Annotated in this window: 17 protein-coding genes and 1 tRNA gene; 9 read left to right on the top strand and 9 right to left on the bottom strand. The window is 62.3% G+C overall.

The window, feature by feature from the left end:
- Positions 1 to 160: 160 nt before the first annotated feature.
- Positions 161 to 2,458 carry a xanthine dehydrogenase family protein molybdopterin-binding subunit gene (locus AAC077_RS06920; protein WP_339767855.1) on the top strand — a complete coding sequence of 766 codons (2,298 nt, stop codon included), beginning with the start codon at positions 161 to 163 and terminating at the stop codon, positions 2,456 to 2,458.
- Positions 2,436 to 3,521, top strand: a complete 1,086-nt coding sequence (locus AAC077_RS06915; RefSeq protein WP_339767853.1) for a DUF2235 domain-containing protein — start codon at positions 2,436 to 2,438, stop codon at positions 3,519 to 3,521. Before AAC077_RS06920 ends, AAC077_RS06915 begins: the two co-directional genes overlap by 23 nt.
- Before the next feature lie 8 nt (positions 3,522 to 3,529).
- Here the strand turns inward: AAC077_RS06915 and AAC077_RS06910 are convergent, their stop codons facing one another.
- The 4 genes from AAC077_RS06910 to metF all read right to left on the bottom strand — a co-directional run bounded on the left by AAC077_RS06910 (position 3,530) and on the right by metF (position 6,061).
- Complete coding sequence (locus AAC077_RS06910; protein ID WP_339767851.1) at positions 3,530 to 4,153, bottom strand: isochorismatase family cysteine hydrolase; 624 nt, start codon at positions 4,151 to 4,153, stop codon at positions 3,530 to 3,532.
- A 1-nt stretch (position 4,154) separates the two neighbouring features.
- A complete protein-coding gene (locus AAC077_RS06905) occupies positions 4,155 to 4,601 on the bottom strand; it encodes a MarR family winged helix-turn-helix transcriptional regulator (protein WP_339767849.1) in 447 nt (148 codons plus the stop codon).
- A 64-nt stretch (positions 4,602 to 4,665) separates the two neighbouring features.
- Positions 4,666 to 5,148 (bottom strand): PaaI family thioesterase, encoded by a 483-nt coding sequence (locus tag AAC077_RS06900; RefSeq protein WP_339767847.1) that lies wholly within the window; start codon positions 5,146 to 5,148, stop codon positions 4,666 to 4,668.
- Positions 5,149 to 5,203: 55 nt separating this feature from the next.
- On the bottom strand, positions 5,204 to 6,061 hold the full coding sequence (metF, locus tag AAC077_RS06895; RefSeq protein ID WP_339767845.1) for a methylenetetrahydrofolate reductase [NAD(P)H]: 858 nt from the start codon (positions 6,059 to 6,061) through the stop codon (positions 5,204 to 5,206).
- 96 nt (positions 6,062 to 6,157) lie between these two features.
- On the opposite strand from metF, the gene AAC077_RS06890 reads away from it, so the two are divergent.
- A complete protein-coding gene (locus tag AAC077_RS06890; protein WP_339767843.1) occupies positions 6,158 to 7,063 on the top strand; it encodes a LysR family transcriptional regulator in 906 nt (301 codons plus the stop codon).
- A 35-nt stretch (positions 7,064 to 7,098) separates the two neighbouring features.
- Here the strand turns inward: AAC077_RS06890 and AAC077_RS06885 are convergent, their stop codons facing one another.
- Positions 7,099 to 8,136, bottom strand: a complete 1,038-nt coding sequence (locus AAC077_RS06885; protein ID WP_339767842.1) for an NADP-dependent oxidoreductase — start codon at positions 8,134 to 8,136, stop codon at positions 7,099 to 7,101.
- 152 nt (positions 8,137 to 8,288) lie between these two features.
- On the opposite strand from AAC077_RS06885, the gene AAC077_RS06880 reads away from it, so the two are divergent.
- Complete coding sequence (locus tag AAC077_RS06880; protein WP_339767840.1) at positions 8,289 to 9,074, top strand: inositol monophosphatase family protein; 786 nt, start codon at positions 8,289 to 8,291, stop codon at positions 9,072 to 9,074.
- A 111-nt stretch (positions 9,075 to 9,185) separates the two neighbouring features.
- On the opposite strand, the gene AAC077_RS06875 is transcribed toward AAC077_RS06880, so the two are convergent.
- Together AAC077_RS06875 and AAC077_RS06870 are read right to left on the bottom strand one after the other, a co-directional pair.
- Positions 9,186 to 9,557, bottom strand: a complete 372-nt coding sequence (locus AAC077_RS06875) for a GFA family protein (RefSeq protein ID WP_339767838.1) — start codon at positions 9,555 to 9,557, stop codon at positions 9,186 to 9,188.
- Complete coding sequence (locus AAC077_RS06870) at positions 9,554 to 10,288, bottom strand: rhomboid family intramembrane serine protease (RefSeq protein WP_339767836.1); 735 nt, start codon at positions 10,286 to 10,288, stop codon at positions 9,554 to 9,556. The genes AAC077_RS06875 and AAC077_RS06870 overlap by 4 nt, the downstream gene beginning before the upstream one ends.
- 277 nt (positions 10,289 to 10,565) lie before the next feature.
- Between AAC077_RS06870 and AAC077_RS06865 the strand changes: the two genes are divergently transcribed.
- The gene (locus tag AAC077_RS06865) at positions 10,566 to 11,285 is read left to right on the top strand and encodes a DNA helicase (RefSeq protein WP_339767834.1); all 720 of its coding nucleotides are present in this window, start codon (positions 10,566 to 10,568) and stop codon (positions 11,283 to 11,285) included.
- Positions 11,286 to 11,288: 3 nt separating this feature from the next.
- Here AAC077_RS06865 and putA read toward each other — a convergent pair whose 3' ends face one another.
- Positions 11,289 to 14,729, bottom strand: a complete 3,441-nt coding sequence (gene putA / locus AAC077_RS06860; RefSeq protein ID WP_339767832.1) for a bifunctional proline dehydrogenase/L-glutamate gamma-semialdehyde dehydrogenase PutA — start codon at positions 14,727 to 14,729, stop codon at positions 11,289 to 11,291.
- A 106-nt stretch (positions 14,730 to 14,835) separates the two neighbouring features.
- Between putA and AAC077_RS06855 the strand changes: the two genes are divergently transcribed.
- From AAC077_RS06855 to AAC077_RS06840, 4 genes are all read left to right on the top strand, one after another.
- Positions 14,836 to 15,312 carry an Lrp/AsnC ligand binding domain-containing protein gene (locus AAC077_RS06855; RefSeq protein WP_339767830.1) on the top strand — a complete coding sequence of 159 codons (477 nt, stop codon included), beginning with the start codon at positions 14,836 to 14,838 and terminating at the stop codon, positions 15,310 to 15,312.
- 31 nt (positions 15,313 to 15,343) lie between these two features.
- The gene (locus tag AAC077_RS06850; protein WP_339767828.1) at positions 15,344 to 15,922 is read left to right on the top strand and encodes a tetratricopeptide repeat protein; all 579 of its coding nucleotides are present in this window, start codon (positions 15,344 to 15,346) and stop codon (positions 15,920 to 15,922) included.
- A 46-nt stretch (positions 15,923 to 15,968) separates the two neighbouring features.
- Positions 15,969 to 16,055: transfer RNA gene (locus AAC077_RS06845), tRNA-Leu, on the top strand.
- 201 nt (positions 16,056 to 16,256) lie between these two features.
- Complete coding sequence (locus AAC077_RS06840; protein ID WP_339767826.1) at positions 16,257 to 18,881, top strand: methyl-accepting chemotaxis protein; 2,625 nt, start codon at positions 16,257 to 16,259, stop codon at positions 18,879 to 18,881.
- Between the two features lie 71 nt (positions 18,882 to 18,952).
- Here AAC077_RS06840 and metG read toward each other — a convergent pair whose 3' ends face one another.
- Positions 18,953 to 20,668, bottom strand: a complete 1,716-nt coding sequence (metG, locus tag AAC077_RS06835; protein WP_339767824.1) for a methionine--tRNA ligase — start codon at positions 20,666 to 20,668, stop codon at positions 18,953 to 18,955.
- Positions 20,669 to 20,685: the final 17 nt, after the last annotated feature.

Here is a 20,685-nt window from a genome sequence, read left to right as displayed (position 1 = left end):
TCGGAATATCCCGGGGGAGGCGCGCCCGCGCCGGGGGCAGCGCCCCCACATCGCGCATCCCCCCAACCCCGACGCGGCGTTTGGGTCCGCCGTCTCTGGACAATGTGGGCTGCGCGGCTAATCTCCGCAGCAACGCAAGTCATGCGAACAGGGGATACTCATGGACAAATTCGGGAAAAGTCAGTCGACGGTACGGGTCGAGGATGTGCGCTTTCTCACCGGGGCGGGCCGCTACGTGGACGACATCATACCGGATGGCGCTTTGCACGCCTATGTGCTGCGGTCGCCCATCGCGCACGGCACCATCACCGAATTGGACGTGTCCGAGGCCAAAGACGCCCCCGGCGTGCAACTGGTGCTGACCTATGACGATCTGGAAGCGGCGGGCATGAACACCGGAATGCAGGGCGCGACGGTTGAAAACCGCGACAAAACCAAGGGCGCGGCGCCCAAGCGGCCCATCCTTGCCACAGGCAAGCTGCGCTATGTGGGCGAGCCGGTGGCGGTGATCTTTGCCGACAAATACGAACAGGCCCGCGATGCCGCCGAGCTGATCGTGCTGGATTACGACGATCTGCCTGCCAAGATGGACCTGACACCGGGCGGCGAGACTCTGCACGCCGAGGCCCCAGACAACCGTGCGTTTGATTGGGGCATGGGCGACGAGGCCGCGACGCAGGCGGCATTTGATGCGGCGGCCAACACCGTCAGCCTTGAGATTGGCGACAACCGGATCATCGTCAACTCGATGGAGCCGCGCGGCTGTTACGCCGAGATGGAGGGCGACCGCATTCACGTGGCCATCAACGCCCAAGGGGTCTGGGCCCACAAGGACCAACTGGCCGAGGCGCTACAGGTCGACAAGGAACAAATTCGCGTGACCAACCCCGACGTGGGCGGCGGTTTCGGCATGAAGGCGATGGGCTATCCCGAGCCGTTCGTTCTGGCCCATGCCGCCCGCACGTTGAACCGTCCGGTGCGCTGGATGTCCGAACGCGGCGAGGCGATGCTAAGCGACAATGGCGGCCGTGATCTGGTGTCGGTGGCTGAACTGGCCTTTGACGCCGATCACAAGATCACCGCTTACCGCGTGCGCACCCGCTGCAACCTTGGGGCCTATAACAGCCAGTTCGGGCAACCCATCCAGACGCAATTGTTCTCGCGGGTTCTGATGGGCGTCTATGACGTGCAGACCACATGGTTGCAGGTCGAAGGCTATTACACCAACACCACGCAGGTGGACGCCTATCGCGGTGCCGGCCGCCCCGAGGCGATCTATGTGCTGGAACGTGTCATGGACCGCGCCGCGCGCGAGCTGGGTGTTGATCCGTGGGAACTGCGTCGGCGGAACTTTATCAAGCCCAACCAGTTTCCTTACAAGACCGCCACGGGAGAAACCTACGACGTGGGTGATTTCAACAAAATACTGGACCGCGCAGTGATCGAAGCCGACGACGACGGCTTTGGCGCGCGCAAGGCTGCGGACGCCGAACGTGGTCTGATGCGGGGGCGTGGCACCTGTTACTATATCGAAAGTATTTTGGGCGATCCTGCGGAAGGGGCCAAGGTCACTTTTAACGAGGATGGCACAGTGTCGATCTATGTCGGAACGCAAAGCAACGGGCAGGGGCATGAAACCGTCTATGCCAAGTTTCTCAGCGACCAGACAGGAATACCTCATGATCTGATCACCGTCATTCAAGGTGACAGCGATCTGATCAAACAGGGCGGCGGCACCGGCGGGTCGCGATCGGTCACCACGCAGAACAACGCGACGCTGGCCACGGTCGATGTGATCATGACCAGCTTCAAGGAATTCCTTGCAGGTGAAATGGGGGTGGAGCCGTCGGAGATCAAATTCGACGACGAACGCTTCCGTGCCGAGGGCAGCAACCTGACGCCCACCATGCTTGAGGTCGCGGCTCTGGCCCGCGAGGTCGAGCGGGACGATCTGCTGAAACACGAAGCCCGCGCCAGCCTGCCGGCCCGCAGTTTCCCCAACGGCGCCCATGTGGCCGAGGTGGTGATCGACCCCGACACCGGTGTGACCAGCGTGGACCGCTATACGGTGGTCGACGATTTTGGCAACCTGATCAACCCGATGCTGGCCGAGGGGCAGGTGCACGGCGGGGTGGCGCAGGGCATCGGTCAGGCCATCACCGAACATGTTGTGTACGACGAGGACGGCCAGCTGCTGTCGGCGTCGTTCATGGATTACGCGATGCCGCGTGCCTATGACGTGCCATGGATCGGATTTACATCCGAACCGGTGCCGTCCACGGCCAACATCATGGGCATGAAAGGCTGCGGCGAGGCGGGGACCGTTGGTGCGCTGGCGGCTGTGGCAAATGCGGTGCAGGACGCACTGTGGGAACGCGGAGTGCGACAGGCGGATATGCCGTTCACACCGATGCGAGTTTGGGAAATGCTGAAGAATGAGCCTATCGCGGCTGAATAGGGCAGTTGCCGGATGGCTGCGCGAACGATTTGGGGCGGGGTTACCGTCCACTTCGCCGCGCAGGCGCGGACCAACCGCCCATGTGATCATCCTTGATGGCACAATGTCGACGCTTATGCCCGACTTTGAAACAAACGCGGGGCTGACATACAAACTGCTGCGTGAAACCGGATCAGAGGTTTCTGTCTATTACGAATCCGGCCTGCAATGGTCGAACTGGCGCCGCGCAGGTGACGTCATTCTGGGGCGCGGGATCAACCGGCAGATCCGCCGCGCTTACGGATATCTGGCGTCGCGCTACCGTCCTGGCGATAAGATTTTCCTGATGGGCTATTCGCGCGGCGCGTATGCAGTGCGGTCGCTGGCGGGGATCATCGGCTTTATCGGGCTGCTCAAGGCGGAAAACGCGACAGAACGGAACATCCGCGAGGTGTACCGCCACTACGAGGCGGGCGGTGAAAGCGATGCGGCCCGCGCTTTTGCCCGTATGCATTGCCACGCGGATGTCCCGATTGAAATGATCGGTGTCTGGGACACGGTGAAATCGCTGGGGCTGAACGCGCCCGTGCTGTGGCGGCTGAGTGCGCCGCACCATTCGTTCCACAACCACCAGCTTGGGCCGCATGTGAAATACGGCTATCACGCGCTGGCCCGCAACGAAACGCGGATGGCCTATGCGCCGGTCATGTGGGAAACGCACACAGACTGGCCGGGCCATCTGGAACAGATGTGGTTTCGCGGTACGCACGGCGACGTGGGCGGGCAATTGGGCGGCTTTGACGCGGCGCGGCCCCTGTCCAACATTTCGCTGGTGTGGATGCTGGAAAAGGCTGAAAGCTGCGGGCTGCCGTTGCCCGAAGGTTGGGCCGCGCGGTTTCCGCAAGACGCGCTGGCCCCGTCGGTTGGCACCTGGCGTGGCTTTGGCGGATTGTTCATCACGCGGCGCGCGCGCAAGGTCGGGTTGGACCCGTCCGAGCGTGTGCATCCCAGCGTTGCCGAAGCCGCCCGTGCACCAGCACAGTCGTGGTGGTCGAACTGGTTTCGCGGCGCGTCAGTGCACTGAAGTCCGGTTTACCGCAACATCACGTTTTTATCGCGCAGCATGATAAGCGTTTTCTCGGCGCGTTTCGGGTCGGCTGACAACACGCCCCGCTTGACGATTTCAACCTGGTATCCGCGCTGGCGGGCGGCAAGGGCAGTCTTGGCGACACAATAATTCGTATCCAGTCCGACAATGCGAAGCGTCCCGACGTTCAGTTGCCCCAGGATTTTGTCGAGTTCTTTGGTCTCGAACGCATCTTGAACGCGCTTGACCAAAGTTTGGTCTGCAAGCCCGGCGAAAGGCGCTGCAATCTCGGTGCCTGGTGTCCCTGCGATGGCTTGGCCGTTCATCAGCAACCGCGCCACCGCCGTTGTCGCGGGAATGGACCATTCCTGTCGTACGGCGATGACCGGTATCCGATCCGATTTTGCCGCATCAATTTCAGCCAGTATCAGTGATTCTGCGGCTGCCTTGGCAGGTTCGTTGAACAGATCCGAATCCCAAAAGACTGTTTGAAGATCAATCAGCAGCAAAGCCGTTCCTGACCTGCCTGAAACCGCGTTGCCTGAACTGACCGCGCCGATTTGTCGGATGCCGTTGGCCAGCCACAAGATTGCGCCGAATATGACAAGGAAAGGGAGTATCCAGATCATGTCAGCCGTCGCCAGCCTGTGTTTTCAGTTTGTCGATCAGCGTTTCGACGATTTTAAGGGCGGTGTTGATTTCCCCGGCATCCAGCTCCGCCGCCAGTGACGCGACAAGCGCCTTTTCCCGTTGAACGACGTCTTCGATCAACGCGCGCCCCTTGTCCGTTAACGCGATGATGGTGGACCGTTTGTGGCGCGGGTTGTCACGCTTGCATGTCAGGTTTTCTGCAAGCGTTTCGTTCACCATCACCTGAACATATTGTCGTTTTATTTCCAGATGTTGGGCGATGTCGGGCACTGTTGCCGCGTCATGGGCAAGAAGGATTTCAAGAACCGCCCGCGTCCTGACCGTCAGTCCGGTGCCATCCAGCCCTTGTTCAACCGCAGCTTCTGCTGCCTGCATCAACGGGCGCGACATCCAGATGAGTCGGTAAAGCTTGTCTGTTTCATTCATGACATCATAGGTGTCATAATGACATGTATAATGTCAATATGGCTTCAGGCGGGTGCCGGTGCCTTTAACCGGCGCTCATGACGATGCAAGTCGTTGATCCCGTTGCATACAGTTTGTCATCCTCGACCCCGCGAATTTCAGCCTTGGCCACACCGGTGGACCGCCCCACATGATCCGCGGTGCCAATGCAGTCGATCACCATGCCCAAGGGAATCGCGCGGGTGATGTTAATCTTGTATTCCAGCGTTGTATAAAGTGATCCGCGCGGGATGCAGGTTTGCACCGCGCAGGCCATCGCGCTGTCCAGAAGGGTGCCGTACCAGCCGCCGTGGACCGTGCCCAATGGATTGGTTGCCGCAAATTCCGGCGATCCGCGAAATACAACGCGCCCTTTTTCGACCTTGTGCAAACTGTAATTCAGGGTCTCGCCGATGGGCGGGCCGGGCAGGGTGCCGTCAAGCATCCCCTGAATGAATTCAAGCCCCGAGAGCTTTTTCAGCTCATCGAGGCCTAGAAGGTCTTCGGGGCGTTTGGCGATGCGGGGCATGGGGATCTCCGGTTTGATACCAAACGCTAGAAACGCCTGCCCGCTTTGCCAAGTCTTACGCGACGTTGCGCATGGCCGCCGCAGGGATCAGACCCAGCGCACGGCACGCTTCGCGGGTCAGGTCGGGGCGGTTCAGCGTGTAAAAGTGCAGCGCATCCACGCCTTCGCCGCGCAGCTCGTCACACATTTCGGTGCAGTGGGCCAGGGCGAACAGATCGGCGTTGCCGTCGCGCGCCGCGTTCTCGAATCCTTGGGCCAGTGTCACCGGCACGTCGGCGCCGCATTGGCTGGCGAATCTCTGGATGCTGGTCCAGTTGCCCACCGGCAGAATGCCCGGCACGATGCGCGCGGTGATGCCCGCCTTGACGCAGGCGTCGCGGAACCGCAGGAAGGTTTCGGCCTCGAAAAAGAACTGGGTGATCGCTTCGGTGGCACCGGCGTCGATCTTGGCTTTCAGCCAGGCGATGTTTTGCGCGGTGTCGGCGGCGTCGGCGTGGCTTTCGGGATAGGCGCCCACACGGATGGTGAACCGGCCCGTGTCGGCCAGTGCCTCGACCAGTTCGATGCTGTTGGCAAAGCCGCCTTCGACCTGCTGGAAATTGGTCCCGTCCACCGGATCACCGCGCAGCGCCACGATGTCGGTGATGCCTGCATCGGCGAATTTGTCGGCTGTTTGCAAGACCTTCTCGCGGGTCGCGCCCACACAAGTCAGGTGTGCCGCCACCGGCAGACCCGACGACCGGCGCAGGGTTTGTGCCGCCTCGTGGGTCAGATCCTGGGTGCTGCCACCCGCGCCGTAGGTCACCGAAAAGAAACGCGGCTCAAGCGGGGTCAGCGCCTGCACTGTGTCCCACAGACGGAACCCTGCGTCGATGGACTTGGGCGGGAAGACTTCGAACGAAAGGGCGGTCATGGTTAAATTCCTTACAGGCGTGCGGTGTTGGAGCCTTGTCGCATGCTTTGTGATGTGAGACAAATTCATAACTCTCATCATGAACATGAGTTCCACATGCATATCGAATTCCGCCACCTGCGCACGATCAAGGCGATTCACGACGCCGGAGGGCTGGCCAAGGCCGCCGAACAGTTGCACATCACCCAGTCCGCATTGTCCCACCAGATCAAAGGGTTGGAGGATCAGGCCGGGGTCGAGCTGTTCGTGCGCCGGTCGAAACCGATGAAGCTGTCGGCGGCAGGTTTGCGGCTGTTGCGCCTGGCCGAGCAGATTCTGCCGCAAGTGCAGGCGATGCAGGACGAATTCAGCGGATTGCGCGACGGGCGGTCGGGGCGGATGCACATTGCCATCGAATGCCACGCCTGTTTCGAATGGTTGTTTCCGGTGCTGGAACGCTTTCGCAAGGACTGGCCCGATGTCGATGTCGACATTCGCCCCGGTCTGGCGTTCGAGGCGCTGCCTGCATTGCTGAAAGAAGAGGTCGATCTGGTGGTGTCCTCGGACCCGGAAGAACTTGCGGGTGTCGAATTTATCGAACTTTTTGATTATGCACCGGTTTTTGTCGCCTCAAAGGATCATCCCTTGGCCGCAAAATCCTATATCGAAGCCGAGGATTTCCGCGACCAGACGCTGATCACCTATCCGGTGGAGCGCAGCCGGCTGGACGTGTTCAGCCAGCTTTTGATGCCCGCCAAGGTCGAACCGGCCACGGTGCGTCAGGCCGAACTGACGGCCGTGATCCTGCTGTTGGTGGCCTCGAACCGTGGTGTCGCGGTCTTGCCTGACTGGGTGGTGCGCGAAGTGAAATATTCGTCCGACTACGTGACGCGGCCGCTGACCGCCCATGGGCTGACGCGCAGGCTTTATGCTGCGGTGCGCAGCGACGAGCGCGGCAAACCCTATATGGAGCGGCTGATCGAACTGGCCCGCACCGAGGCGCGCAAGTTGCAGCGGGCGTAAGACAGGGGCGGCGTAAACCGCCCCTGCTTGGGGGCTCAGATGACCTTGACGATCTGCTTGCCCATGTTCTTGCCTTGCAGCAGGCCGATAAATGCTTCCGGCGCGTTTTCCAGACCTTCTGCCACATCCTCGACCACCTTGATCTCGCCGCTGGCGACCTTGGGGCCGATCTCGGACAGGAAGGCGGGGAACTGGTTCCAATGGTTCGAGATGATAAAGCCCTGAACCGACAGGAAATTCACCAGAATCGTCCGCCACAGCTTCGGCGCGGTCAGCGGCGCATTGGCCCCGTCACCCAGGCCACCGGCATTGTACCACGCGATCATGCCACAGATCGGGATGCGCCCGTGCGGGTTCATCAGCGGCATGACGGCTTCCAGCACCTTGCCGCCGACGTTTTCGAAATAGATGTCGATGCCCTTGGGGCATTCCGCTTTCAAGGCTTCGCGCAGCGCCTTGGCGTCGTCATAGGCGCGGTGGTCCAGGCAGGCGTCAAAGCCAAAGGTTTCGACCGCCATCTTGCATTTGTCAGCACCACCCGCGATGCCCACGGTGCGCAGCCCCATGCTTTTGGCGACCTGACCTACCATGGACCCGACCGGGCCGGTGGCCGCAGCCACAACCAGTGTTTCGCCTGACTTGGGGCGGCCAATCTCGGTCAGGCCGTGATAGCCGGTGAACCCCGGCATGCCCAACACGCCAAGGCTTGCGGTGATCGGTCCGTGCGCAGGGTCAACCTTGCGCAGCATTTTTGCAGGTTGCACGCCGTGGGTGGCCCAGCCGAACATGCCAAACGCAAAGTCACCCGGTTTGAACGCGTCCGAGTTCGACGCGATCACTTCGCCCACAGCGCCGCCTTCCATGGTGCCGCCGATGGGCACAGGGGCGGCATAGGATTTCGCATCATCCATGCGGCCGCGCATGTAGGGGTCCAACGACATGTAGTGGACGCGCACCAGCACCTCGCCTTCGCCGGGCGTGGGCACGGGGCCGGTTTCCATTTTGAAGTTGTCCGCGGTCGGCGCGCCATCGGGGCGGCTGGCCAGGGTGATACGGTGCATCTGGTCGGTCATTGATCTTTCTCCCATTGATTGCGCACAGCGTGGACCTGTAACTGCGCCGGGGCAAGCCGTGACGCCACGGCGCGGCATGATACGCACAGGCCCTTGGCATCTTGGAACAGGGCGCGTATACGCGCGGCCTGATCCCTCTAGGAGAGTCCCCAATGGTTGGCAGTGCAAACCTCAACATCATGATCAAAGCCGCGCGCAAGGCGGGCCGTTCGCTGGTCAAGGACTTCCGCGAGGTCGAACAGCTGCAAGTGTCGATGAAAGGCGCCGGCGATTTCGTCAGCCGTGCCGACATCGCCGCCGAGAAAATCCTCAAGGACGAACTGATGGGCGCGCGCCCGACCTATGGCTGGTGCGCCGAGGAAAGCGCCGAGGAAGAGGGCACAGACCCCACCCGCCGCTGGATCGTCGATCCGCTGGATGGCACCACCAACTTCCTGCACGGTCTGCCGCACTGGGCCGTGTCGATCGCGTTGGAGCACAAGGGCCAGGTTGTGGCCGGTGTGGTTTTCGATCCCGCCAAGGACGAAATGTTCTTTGCCGAAAAGGGCGCAGGTTCGTGGATGAACGACAGCCGGATGCGCGTTTCGGGCCGCAGCCATATGATCGAGGCGATCTTTGCAACCGGTCTGCCTTTTGCCGGGCGCGGCGATCTGCCCGATACACTGAAAGATCTGGGCCGCTTGTTGCCCGTCTGCGCTGGCGTGCGCCGCTGGGGCTCTGCCGCGCTTGATCTGGCCTATGTGGCCGCAGGCCGCTACGACGGGTTCTGGGAACGCCGCCTGAAACCGTGGGACATGGCTGCCGGTGTGATCATTGCCCGCGAAGCCGGCGCGCTGCTGGAACCGATGGACCCCAGCGCCGATCTGCTGGACAGCGGCAACGTGGTTTGCGCCAACGAAGCTTTGTATTCCAACTTCGCCAAAATCATCCGCGCCTGAAATTACGGGCTGGCACCTTGACGGGCCGGCCTCTTCATCTTGCCAGATAAACTCCGGGGGAGGCGCGCAGCGCCGGGGGCAGCGCCCCCAAACCCGCCAGCGGCAAGGTCTCTATTGATCCGAGACGTGATTCACCCCGTCCGTCCAGCGGACGGGCTCGTGCTCGCGCGGATTGATCCCGTCGATGCAGCCCAGATTGACACCGCATTGCGTCGGGTCCGACCGGCGCTGGTGGTGTGTATAGATGCCGCAAGTCTTGCAAAAATAATGCTGCGCCGTGTGGGTGCCAAAGCTGTAGAGCGTCAGGTTTTCCGCGCCCTTTACCACCTCAAGATCGGCGGCGAGTGCCGTGACCGCGGCCGCACCACGTCTGCGGCAGAACGAACAATCGCAGCGCGCCACATCCCGCAGCCCTTCGGGCAGGGTGGCACGGATATGTACCGCACCACAGTGACAGCGGGCATCGACCCGCACCGCGGTCATCGCCGTACCTTTGGAATGCGCGAACGGACGTATTGCGCCTCGGGGTGGGGCGGATGGCCGTGGGTGCGTGACCAGAACGCGGTCCCGCCCCGCCGCAGCCACAACGGAATGGCAAAGACCAGTCCGGCAATAAATCCGCCCGCATGGGCCCAATAGGCGACGCCACCGGCATCCGGGTTGGCCCCCAGCCCGCCGATGAACTGCATGCCGAACCAAAGCATCAGCATCACCCAGGCGGGGATCGGGAAGATGCGGAAGAACACGATAAAGATGATCAGGATGTCGACTTTGGCCTTTGGAAACAGCAGCAGATAGCCGCCCATGACGCCCGCAATCGCGCCCGATGCGCCGACGGTCGGCACGCCAGAGAAGGGTGCCACCACATATTGTGCGAGGGCCGCGGCAACGCCGGACAGCAGGTAGAATCCCAGGTAAGGCCCATGGCCCATCTCGTCCTCTATATTGTCGCCGAAGATGAACAAAAACAGCATGTTGCCAGCCAGATGCATCCACCCGCCGTGCAGGAACATCGACGACACCAGCGTGTAATAGCCTTCGCCCGCGCTGATCCGTGCGGGGATGAACGCCCATTCGATGTAGAACGCATTGATCGCGCGCGCGTCCGACATCAGGCCGACATAGCTGAGGAAAATCAGGATGTTCGCGGCCATCAACCCGTAGGTGACATAAGGCGTGCGGCCCGAGGGGTTATGATCGCGAATGGGAAACATGGGCGTAAGCTGGTCTGAAACGCGGGCGGGGTCAATATGGCGCGAACGGGTTTGGGGGCGCTGCCCCCGGCGCTGTGCGCCTCCCCCGGAGTTTATCTGGCAAGATGAAGGGTGGGGGATTGAGTTTTGGGCGTGGCAGGGCGACTATCGGGGCTGGCATGACCCGTGCCGCCCCCCTCCGTCGGGAAAGCAGATGAACATGCAGGGTGAATATTTGCATCGCACCGATGGTCGAGCGTGCACATGAGGAGGGCGTGGTGTCACAAGCTCGGGACATATGGATGATGTGATCAACGTGACGATACCTATTTTTCGACTGAAGCGCGACGCGCGGCGGCTGGCGCGGGACAGGGGTGTGCCGTTGCACGCGGCACTGGACCTTGTGGCGCGACAGGCGGGGTTTGCCCACTGGAGCCTGCTGGCGGCGGACCACGCGCGACAACGGCCTGCGGCGCGGGTGTTGCAGCAGATGCAGGCGGGGGATCTGGTTCTGTTGGGGGCACGTCCGGGGCAGGGCAAGACGCTGCTGGGGTTGGAGTTGTGCGGGGCTGCTTTGGCGGCGGGGCGTGGGGCTGCGTTTTTCTCATTGGAATGGACGGCGGCAGAGGTCGCCCGCCGCTTTGCCGAAGTCGGCGTGGACGTGGCGCAGGCGCAGGCGCTGCGGGTGGACACGTCGGATGCGCTATGTGCTGATCATATCATCGCCGCTCTGGGCGATGCGCCGCGCGGCAGCGTGGCTGTGGTGGATTATCTGCAAATTCTGGATCAGGACCGCCGGCTGCCGCCTTTGGGCGCACAGATGGCCGCGCTGGCTGACTTTGCGCGGCGCAGCGGTGTGATCGTCGTGCTGATTGCACAGATTGATCGCGGCTTTGCCGACGAGGCTGGGCCACCGGATTGGGGCGACGTTCGGTTGCCCAATCCGGTCAATCTGGACCTGTTCGACCGCGCCGTCTTTTTGCAGGACGGCGCGGTGCGGGTTGTGGCGCGCAAATAGCGGTCAGGGCGCGGGGTTCTTGGCCACTTCGCCCAAGAGCGCCGCGTTGCCGCCCGCAGCGGTGGTGTCCACGCACAGATGCCGTTCCCACAGCACGTGGCCCACGTCGGGCTGGCCGGAGATCAGCGGCATGATCGCGCCGTCACGTTTGGACAAGGCGCGGTTCAGCACAGCGGCCGTTTCCGCGTCGCCCCACCACAGGACACCGCAATAGGCGGGGCCGACGGTCAGCGAATGCGGGCCAACGGGGCCTGTGGCCGCCAGTGCACGACCGCCAAGCGCCTCGACGGCTTTGATCTGTGCCTGCACCGTCTCGGGGCCGGGACCGGCGCACAAGACAGGCGCACCTGCCCATGTGCTCAGGCGGTTTGTCTCGCCTGTGGGCCCGGGCATCGTGTGTTCCGAAACCTTGTCCGACGATTGCGCGCGCAGGGCGGGCAAAGGCTGCGGCGCGTCGTGGTCCCAGTCGTCAACAGCCTGCGCAGCAACCGGCGCCGCGAAACGCCGCAGATAATCGGGGCCGCCCGCCTTGGGGCCGGTGCCGCTAAGGCCGGTGCCGCCGAACGGCTGGCTGCCGACAATCGCGCCGATCTGGTTGCGGTTCACATAGACGTTGCCCGCCAGAATACGGTCCGACACGAACTGCACACGGTCGTCGATGCGGGTGTGCAGGCCAAAGGTCAGCCCGTAGCCGGTGGCGTTGATGTCCTGAATGATCCGGTGCATGTGCCCCGATTTGAACGTGGCAATGTGCAGGACCGGCCCGAAAATCTCGCGGGTCATGTCCTCGATCCCGTTCACGCTGATCAGGGTGGGGGCGATATACGTCCCCGTCTGGGGCGTGGGCAGGGCGTGCAGCAAGCGCCCTTCGGCGCGGGCGGTGGCGATGTGATCAGCGATGCCCTGACGGGCGGTTTCGTCGATCACGGGGCCGACATCGGTGCTGATGTCCCAGGGCGCGCCCATCACCAAAGCGTCCATTGCGCCGGTCAGCATGGCGGTAAAGGCGGGTGCGATGTCCTCTTGGATATACAGGCACCGCAGGGCCGAACACCGCTGTCCTGCCGACTGGAACGCGCTTTCGATGATGGCGGCCACGGCCTGTTCGGGCAGGGCCGTGCTGTCGACGATCATGGCGTTCAGGCCGCCGGTTTCCGCGATCAGCGGCGTGCCGGGGGCGGCGTGTTCTGCAAGGCTGGCGCGGATTTTCAGCGCCGTCGCGGTCGAGCCGGTAAAGGCCACGCCACCAACGCGCGCATCCGAGGTCAGCGCCGCGCCGATGTCACCGCCGCCGGGCAGCAATTGCAGCGCATGGGCGGGCACCCCTGCTTCGTGCATCAACGTCACGGCCAGATGGGCGATCAGCGGTGTTTGCTCGGCCGGTTTGGCCAGCACAGCGTTGCCTGCGGCCAAAGCTGCCGCGATTTGCCCCGTGAAGATCGCCAGCGGAAAGTTCCACGGGCTGATGCACACATAGGTGCCTGCGGGTTTGGTATCGTCCTTTGCCTGCGCTGCATAATAGCGCAGGAAATCCACCGCTTCGCGCAGCTCGGCCACACAGTCGGGCAGGGTCTTGCCCGCCTCGCGCGCCAGCAGGGCAAAGATCGGCGCATCGTTGGCTTCCAATGCATCCGCTGCCTTGTTCAGGATCGCCGCACGTTCTGACGTGGAAATGTCCCACGGTTTTGCAGCGTCAAAGGCGGCTGTCACATCGGCGGGCGTAGCCGTCTGAACCGTGCCGACCGTATCTGACGGATCGGCGGGGTTGGACACATCCTGTGCCGCGCCATCTGTCACATCGGTCGCCAGCAGCGGGGCCGCGTCCCATGTCTTGGCCCGCAGCGGGTTACGCGCGGCGTCGATGGCGGCCAGCGTCGGCGCGTGGGCCAGATCGTAACCTTTCGAGTTCGGACGCTCGGGTTGGAACAGCTCGGTGCCGCGGATGATCTTGGGGCCGGGGAAGGGCAGAGCGTCAAACGGATCGCTTGCCACCTGCTCGGGCGAGACATCTTCGTCGACGATCTGGTTGACGAAGGACGAGTTCGCCCCGTTCTCCAGCAGACGCCGCACCAGATAGGCCAGCAGGTCGCGGTGCGCGCCCACAGGGGCGTAGATGCGGCAGTTGGTGCCGGCATCGGCCATGACGATGTTGTGCAACGCCTCGCCCATGCCGTGCAGGCGCTGGAATTCGAAGGTTTCGGGGTCGGCACCCATGTGCAGCACGGCAGCCACCGTATGCGCGTTGTGGGTGGCGAACTGCGGATAGATCCGGTCGGTCATGCCCAGCAGGCGCCGTGCGTTGGCGATATAGGACACGTCGGTCGCGGCCTTCTGACTGTAGACGGGGAAACCGTCCAGCCCTTCGACCTGTGCCTTCTTGATCTCGGTGTCCCAATAGGCGCCCTTGACCAGACGCACCATGATCCGGCGGTCGTGTGTCTGTGCCATATCGTAGAGCGTGTCGATCACCCGGCCCGCGCGGGGGCCATAGGCCTGCACCACAACGCCCAGACCGTCCCAGCCTTTCAGCGCAGGTTCGGACAGCACGCGGTCGATCAGTTCCAGCGACAGCGACAGCCGGTCGGCTTCTTCCGCGTCGATGTTCAACCCCATGCCCGCCGATTTCGCCAGCAGTGCAAGACTGCGCAGGCGCGGCAGCAGGTCGTTTATCACCGCCTCTTCCTGTGCGACCTCATAGCGTGGATGCAGCGCGCTAAGCTTGACTGAGATGCCGGGGTTCTTGCGGATGTCGCCCTGATTGCATGCGGTCGCGATGGCGGAAATCGCGCGCGAATAGCTTAGGTGGTAGCGTTTTGCGTCGGCTTCGGTGCGGGCGGCTTCGCCCAGCATGTCATAGGAATAGGTATAGCCCTTTTTCTCCATGCCGGCCGCACGTTTCATCGCCGAGGTGATGTTTTCACCCAGCACGAACTGACGGCCCATTTCCTTCATGGCGCGGCCCACGGCGGTGCGGATCACCGGCTCGCCCAGCCGTTTGATCGCGCCGCGCAACTGGCGCACGGGGCTGGGGCGGCGGGTGTCCAGAACGCGGCCCGTCAGCATCAGCGCCCAGGTGGACGCGTTCACCAGGCTCGAGGTCGATTTGCCAAGATGCGTACCCCAGTCCGATGGCGCGATCTTGTCTTCGATCAACGCGTCGATTGTGTCGGCATCGGGCACGCGCAGCAGCGCCTCGGCCAGACACATCAGGGCAATGCCTTCGTCGGTGCTCAGGCCATATTCGGCCAGAAAACTCTCCATCAGACCGGGATCGGCGGCGGCGCGGATCTGGCGCACCCAGGCGGCGGCGCGCGCGGTGATCGCCTCGCGGTCCGATTGATCCAGACGGGCGAACGAAACAAGTTCGGCCAGCACCGTGTTCTGGTCGGTATAGGTCGCAGCGTCGATGTGAAGACGCAGGGATTGTTCAGTGTCGCGGGCCATGATTTATCCTTTTGGCAGATGTACCATTGTATCGCTGGATCGGAAGGCGATTTGACTATAATGATTTCACTTGTCGGTAATTTAGACCGAAGTTCGAGGATTTCTCATGGAATATGATCGGGTAGGGCTGGACCGGTTCGACAGTGCGATTCTGTCAGAGCTGGCACGAGACGGACGGATGAGCGTGACGGACCTGGCCGCGCGCATCGGATTGTCGAAATCTCCGACACAGGCGCGGCTGCGCAAGTTGGAAAAAGACGGTGTTATTCTGGGCTATCGGGCGATGTTGGACCCGATCCGTCTGGGCATGGATCACGTGGCATTTGTCGAGGTGCGCCTGACGGACACCCGCGAGGGCGCGTTGATTGCGTTCAATCAGGCCGTGGTCAAGGTTCCCGAGATCGAACAGGCGCATATGATTGCCGGCAACTTTGATTACCTGCTGAAGGTGCGCACGCGGGATATGGCCGATTATCGCCAGTTTCTGGGCGAGACGATTTCGCAATTGCCCTATGTGGCTTCGACATCGACCTATGTGGCGATGGAGGCGGTCAAGGAAGCGGTTCTCGCAGATGTGACTTGACCAAAGGGCAATCTGCGTCAAGCTTTGGGTCATGAAAGCTTTGTCCGCTGTTGTCTTTGTCATGTGTCTGGGTCTGCCCGTCTGGGCGGACGACTGCCCCGCGCCGCAGGACCACTCGGACGAATTGGCCGCCCTGTTCGACGACGCGCGCGCTGCGCGGTCCGAGGCTGCGGCGCGTGGTGCGGCAGAAGGGCTGTGGCAGGTATATCTGCGCGCCCCCGACGCTCAGGCCCAAGAGGTGCTGGATCGCGGCATGGCACGGCGCGACAGTTACGACTATCTGGGGGCCAAGGCGGATTTTGACCGGTTGATCGCCTATTGCCCGGACTATGCCGAGGGCTGGAACCAACGGGCATTTGTCTATTACCTGCAAGGCGATTTCGTGCGCGCGCTGGCTGATCTGGACGAGGCCCTGGCGCGTTTGCCCGATCATGTGCCCGCGCAGTCGGGGCGGGCGCTGACGCTGATGCAACTGGGCCAGCGCGCGGATGCGCGCGCGCAGTTGCTTGCGGCGCTGGCCAACAATCCTTGGTTGTCCGAACGCGCCCTGATCGCGCCCGGTGCACCGTTGGGGCCACAGCTCTCGGCTGATCCGGGCAAAGACATCTGAAAACCCCTTGAGCACGCGGCCAGCAGCCCCTAGGGATAAGGGCGCTGCGGGCGTGATGGAATGGTAGACATACCAGACTTAAAATCTGTTGGGCCTTGTGCCCGTGTGGGTTCGAGTCCCACCGCCCGCACCACTCTTTCAAGTTCAACTGGCTTTGCCGACGTCCGCAAGCGCGCGTGTCGATACAATTGAAATCAAATGCGGGCTAAGCGGGGAGGGGTATTTTAAGGGCTGCGTTAAGCCTGTCGTAAGACTACCGCTTTAAACGACATCCAATTGCCAACCGGATCGCGCGCGCCAGGCAGGCAAGCGGGCCGATGAAAAAGGGTATCGGATGTCAGTGCAACTATATGTGAAACGGCTGAAAAGCGCGATGGCCAGTGTCTTGGCCAAGAACCTTTTGGGGGTGGCCCTTGTGGTCATCATGATTTTCGCGTTTTCGGTCTGGCGTGACAATTATGAAGCCACCAAAGCGCATCACGAAGACTTGCGGCTGCGCTCAAACGAAGTGAGCCGCCTGCTGGCGCAGCAATTGGGCGGCTCTATCAAGTTCGGCAATGTCAAGGCGATTGCCGAAACGGTCGAGGATGTCATTCGGCAGGCACAGCCTGATGCCGTCGCCGGGCTAGCGTTCAGCGTCGATGGCGACGTTCTGCATAACACGCCGACCGATGCCTTCGACATGGCCGCGGCAACAGAGCTGGCCCGGACCGCAATCGCCCAGGGGGAGCTTGTCGAATCTCCAGGTGGTGAAATGACCGCGGTGCCCGCGAAGTTTGGCGCTGACAGGTCAGTCGTCGGTGCCGTCGTTACAGTCTGGACACGTGCGCCGGGCGCCATGGAATTGGCGGCCCAGCAACGTCAAAGCATGATCGAAGTCGGCCTTGCGATGATACTGGCGCTGGTGGCGACGGGGATTTACCTGTGGCTGTATATGTCGCGTCCGCTGATCCGCATTGAAGGCGCGATGACCAAAGTGGCCCGCGAGGATTACGATACGGCCATCCCGTTCACGCGGCGCAATGACGAAATCGGCAGCATTGCACAACGGTTGGACCAGTTCCGCCAGAACCTTGCAGTGGCCAAGGGTGCGCAGCGCGAGGCTGCTTTCAAAAGTGCTGCATTTGAAGGGTCGTCGGCGGCCATGATGATGGTTGATACGCAGTTCATCGTTACTTTCGTGAACCCGGCCTGCACGGCCTTGCTGTCCGAAATGGGGAACGATCTGACATCGCGTTGGCAGGGCGCGTCGGGCACCGAATGGGTGGGCGCGGATCTGTCACAGATGGCCGACGTCTCTGCGCTGGCACAAGCCGCACGCACCAGCGGTGCCGCTGCATTGCCCACAGAAGTATCGATGCAGATCGGTGATCGTCACATCACCGTCAAAGCCAACGCGGCCCATGATGCGGCGGGAAAGATGATCGGCTCGGTTATTGAATGGTCCGACAACACGGAATCGCACCGCGACGCTGTTTTGTTGGGGGCAATTGATGCCAACCAGATCCGTCTGGAATTCGATGCGCGCGGTATTTGCGTCAATGTGAACGACAACGGGGCGCAGGCGTTGGATGTAGGCGCAAACGAGGTGATCGGCACGCGTTTCGACACGTTGTTTGGCAGTGTCCAGGCCGACACAAGCCTGCCTGAAGATCTGGCGCGCACGGTGCTGAAGGGGGAGGCTGTGCAGGGCTGTTTTGACATTGGCAAACCGAATGGCGGCGGAGAAATGTTGCATTTCGATGGTGCGTTCGCCGGCATCAAGGGGGCTGACGGCCACCTTGAACGGGCTGTGTTTCTGGGGACCGATGTGACCGAAACCCGCCATGCGGTTCGCGAGGCTGACGAAACCCGCGCCCGGATTTCCAAAGAGCAACAGCGCGTGGTCGAAGCCTTGGGGCTGGCCCTGCAAAACTTGTCCGAGGGTGACCTGACCACCGGTATCGAAGAGGTGTTCCCCGAAGAATACGAATCCCTGCGTCGCAATTTCAACGGGGCGACGGAATCGTTGAAAACAGCAATCGGCGCTGTCATGCAAAACGCTGAATCGATCCGCCACGAAACCAGCGAGATCACCAGCGCCGCTGACGACCTGTCACGCCGGACCGAGAAACAGGCGGCAACGCTTGAGGAAACGGCGGCGGCGCTGGACAAGCTGACCAGTTCGGTCATGTCTGCGGCTGAAAGCGCAGATGCCGCCAGCAAGATGTCGGCCGATGCCCAGCAGAACGCCGAACAGGGTGGCGACGTGGCCCGCGAAGCGGTGCGCGCGATGGACGAGATCAAGACGTCGAGCCAGGAAATTTCCAAGATTACCAGCGTGATCGACGACATCGCTTTCCAGACCAACCTGCTGGCCCTGAACGCGGGTGTCGAAGCGGCGCGCGCAGGCGATGCCGGACGCGGGTTTGCGGTTGTGGCCACCGAAGTGCGGGCACTGGCACAACGCTCGTCCGAGGCGGCACGCGAAATCAACGCTTTGATTTCGGCCTCGGGCGATCAGGTGCGGCAGGGCGTCGATCTGGTGGACCGCACCGGCAATGCGCTGGCGGCCATCGTGAACTCGGTCTCTGATATCTCGGAACGTGTGTCCGCCATCGCCGCCTCGGCACGTGAACAGTCCAACGGGTTGAGCGAGGTGAACACCGCCGTGAACGAACTGGATCACGTGACCCAGCAGAACGCCGCCATGTTCGAAGAGACCACCGCCGCCAGCCACGCGCTGACCGCCGAAGCGGATGGTTTGGCGGCTGCGGTTTCGGCCTTCCGTATGGGGAACACACCCCGACCCGCAGTCCAGGCCGTCGCACCGTCCCAGCCATCTGCTGCGGCACAATCCGCCCCGGCCACGTCACCGGCTGTCCGGCCGACGTCTGTGGGCAGTGCGCCGATGGTTGGCAACACCGCGTTGAAATTTGAACTGGCCGAGCCTGAAGAGGATGGCTGGGAAGAATTCTGACCCAGACCCGTTTAAAACGCAAAACGCCGCCCCGAGGGGCGGCGTTATTCCACGGTCAGCATGGCCCGATATCAGGCCGCGCGGCCCCCGGCAAAACGGGTTTCCCAGCCCTCGCGGTCTTCGTCGGTGATCTTGGCAAACAGCACTTCGGGCACCGAAAACACATGACCCGGTTTCAGCTCGGACAGGGCTTGGCCCACATCCGACGGCCAGACCGCGTCGCCCTGCATATGCATAGCCGCCCGCATTGACGCTGCCGCATCGGGGATGAACGGCGCCGACAGGGTCGCGTAAAAGTTGATCAGGTTCAGCGCCAGCCGGATTTGCGCGGCGGCGGCATCGGGATCGGTCTTGAACGTGGTCCATGGCGCCACCGATTGCAGGTATTCGTTGCCCGCGACCCAGATCGCGCGCAGCTCGGCCGCCGATTTGCGCACTTCGCGGGCGTCCATCAGGTCTTCGTAGCGTTTCAACCGCGCTTGCAGATCTGCGATCAGCGCGTCTTCGGCGGGCCCATAGCTGCCTGCGGCGGGCACCTCTTCCGAGAATTTCGAACGGCAGAACTTGGTGACACGGCTGACAAAGTTGCCCAGCACGTCCGCCAGATCCTTGTTCACCCCTTGCTGGAACTGCTCCCATGTGAATTCGCTGTCCGAGGTTTCAGGGCAGTTGGCCAGCAGCCACCAGCGCCAGTAATCGGCGGGCAGAATTTCCAGCGCCTGATCCATGAAGATCCCGCGCCCCTGACTGGTCGAGAACTGGCCACCATCGTAATTCAGATAGTTGAACGATTTCAGATGGTCGACCATCTTCCACGGCTCGTCCGACCCCAGGATGGTCGCGGGGAACGACAGGGTGTGGAAGGGCACGTTGTCCTTGCCCATGAACTGAGTATAGGTCACGTCGTCCGCGCCTTTGTCAGTGCGCCACCAGCGTTCCCAATCGGTGCCCTGCGCCTCGGCCCATTCGCCGGCGCAGGCGATGTATTCGATGGGGGCATCGAACCAGACATAGAACACCTTGCCCTCCATCCCGGGCCAGTCCGCGTCGCCGCGTTTCACCGGAATGCCCCAGTCCAGATCGCGGGTGATGCCGCGGTCTTGCAGCCCGTCGCCGTCATGCAGCCACTTTTTCGCAATCGACGTGGTCAGCACCGGCCAGCCGGTCTTGCTGTCGATCCACTGATCCAGCGTGTCACGCAGTTTGCTTTGCCGCAGAAACAGGTGCTTGGTTTCGCGCACTTCCAGATCAGTCGACCCCGAAATCGCCGAGCGCGGGTCGATCAGGTCGGTGGGGTCCAACTGCTTGGTGCAGTTTTCGCACTGGTCGCCACGCGCCTTGTCATAACCGCAGTTGGGGCAGGTGCCCTCGATATAGCGGTCGGGCAGATAGCGTTTGTCGGCGTTGGAATAGACCTGCTTTTCCGCGACTTCCTCGATCAGGCCCGCATCAAACAGGCGGCCCGCGAAATGCTGGGTCAGCCTGTGGTTCTGCGGGCTGGACGACCGGCCAAAGTGGTCGAACGACAGCCGGAACCCTTCAGCGATGCGCGCCTGAACCTCGTGCAGTTCGGCGCAGTATTCGTCCACGGGTTTACCGGCTTTGGCTGCGGCCAGTTCGGCGGGCGTGCCGTGTTCGTCGGTGGCGCACAAGAACAGCACCTCGTGGCCGCGCTCGCGCTGGTAGCGGGCGAACAGATCGGCGGGCAATTGCGAGCCGATGAGGTTACCAAGGTGTTTGATGCCGTTGATATACGGCAGGGCGGAGGTGATCAGGTGACGGGTCATTTTTGCGCCTATGGTCT

Origin of the sequence: uncultured Pseudosulfitobacter sp., from assembly GCF_963976325.1 — a bacterium.
Taxonomy (GTDB): Bacteria; Pseudomonadota; Alphaproteobacteria; order Rhodobacterales; family Rhodobacteraceae; genus Pseudosulfitobacter.
The sequence above is the reverse complement of the archived record's forward strand: the minus strand, read 5'-3'. Positions and strand labels throughout refer to the sequence as shown.

Coding starts and splice junctions, on each gene's coding strand:
- AAC077_RS06920 (WP_339767855.1), top strand. CDS start 161: ATGGACAAATTCGGGAAAAGTCAGTCGACGGTACGGGTCGAGGATGTG.
- AAC077_RS06915 (WP_339767853.1), top strand. CDS start 2,436: ATGAGCCTATCGCGGCTGAATAGGGCAGTTGCCGGATGGCTGCGCGAA.
- AAC077_RS06910 (WP_339767851.1), bottom strand. CDS start 4,153: ATGATCTGGATACTCCCTTTCCTTGTCATATTCGGCGCAATCTTGTGG.
- AAC077_RS06905 (WP_339767849.1), bottom strand. CDS start 4,601: ATGAATGAAACAGACAAGCTTTACCGACTCATCTGGATGTCGCGCCCG.
- AAC077_RS06900 (WP_339767847.1), bottom strand. CDS start 5,148: ATGCCCCGCATCGCCAAACGCCCCGAAGACCTTCTAGGCCTCGATGAG.
- metF (WP_339767845.1), bottom strand. CDS start 6,061: ATGACCGCCCTTTCGTTCGAAGTCTTCCCGCCCAAGTCCATCGACGCA.
- AAC077_RS06890 (WP_339767843.1), top strand. CDS start 6,158: ATGCATATCGAATTCCGCCACCTGCGCACGATCAAGGCGATTCACGAC.
- AAC077_RS06885 (WP_339767842.1), bottom strand. CDS start 8,136: ATGACCGACCAGATGCACCGTATCACCCTGGCCAGCCGCCCCGATGGC.
- AAC077_RS06880 (WP_339767840.1), top strand. CDS start 8,289: ATGGTTGGCAGTGCAAACCTCAACATCATGATCAAAGCCGCGCGCAAG.
- AAC077_RS06875 (WP_339767838.1), bottom strand. CDS start 9,557: ATGACCGCGGTGCGGGTCGATGCCCGCTGTCACTGTGGTGCGGTACAT.
- AAC077_RS06870 (WP_339767836.1), bottom strand. CDS start 10,288: ATGTTTCCCATTCGCGATCATAACCCCTCGGGCCGCACGCCTTATGTC.
- AAC077_RS06865 (WP_339767834.1), top strand. CDS start 10,566: ATGGATGATGTGATCAACGTGACGATACCTATTTTTCGACTGAAGCGC.
- putA (WP_339767832.1), bottom strand. CDS start 14,729: ATGGCCCGCGACACTGAACAATCCCTGCGTCTTCACATCGACGCTGCG.
- AAC077_RS06855 (WP_339767830.1), top strand. CDS start 14,836: ATGGAATATGATCGGGTAGGGCTGGACCGGTTCGACAGTGCGATTCTG.
- AAC077_RS06850 (WP_339767828.1), top strand. CDS start 15,344: ATGAAAGCTTTGTCCGCTGTTGTCTTTGTCATGTGTCTGGGTCTGCCC.
- AAC077_RS06840 (WP_339767826.1), top strand. CDS start 16,257: ATGTCAGTGCAACTATATGTGAAACGGCTGAAAAGCGCGATGGCCAGT.
- metG (WP_339767824.1), bottom strand. CDS start 20,668: ATGACCCGTCACCTGATCACCTCCGCCCTGCCGTATATCAACGGCATC.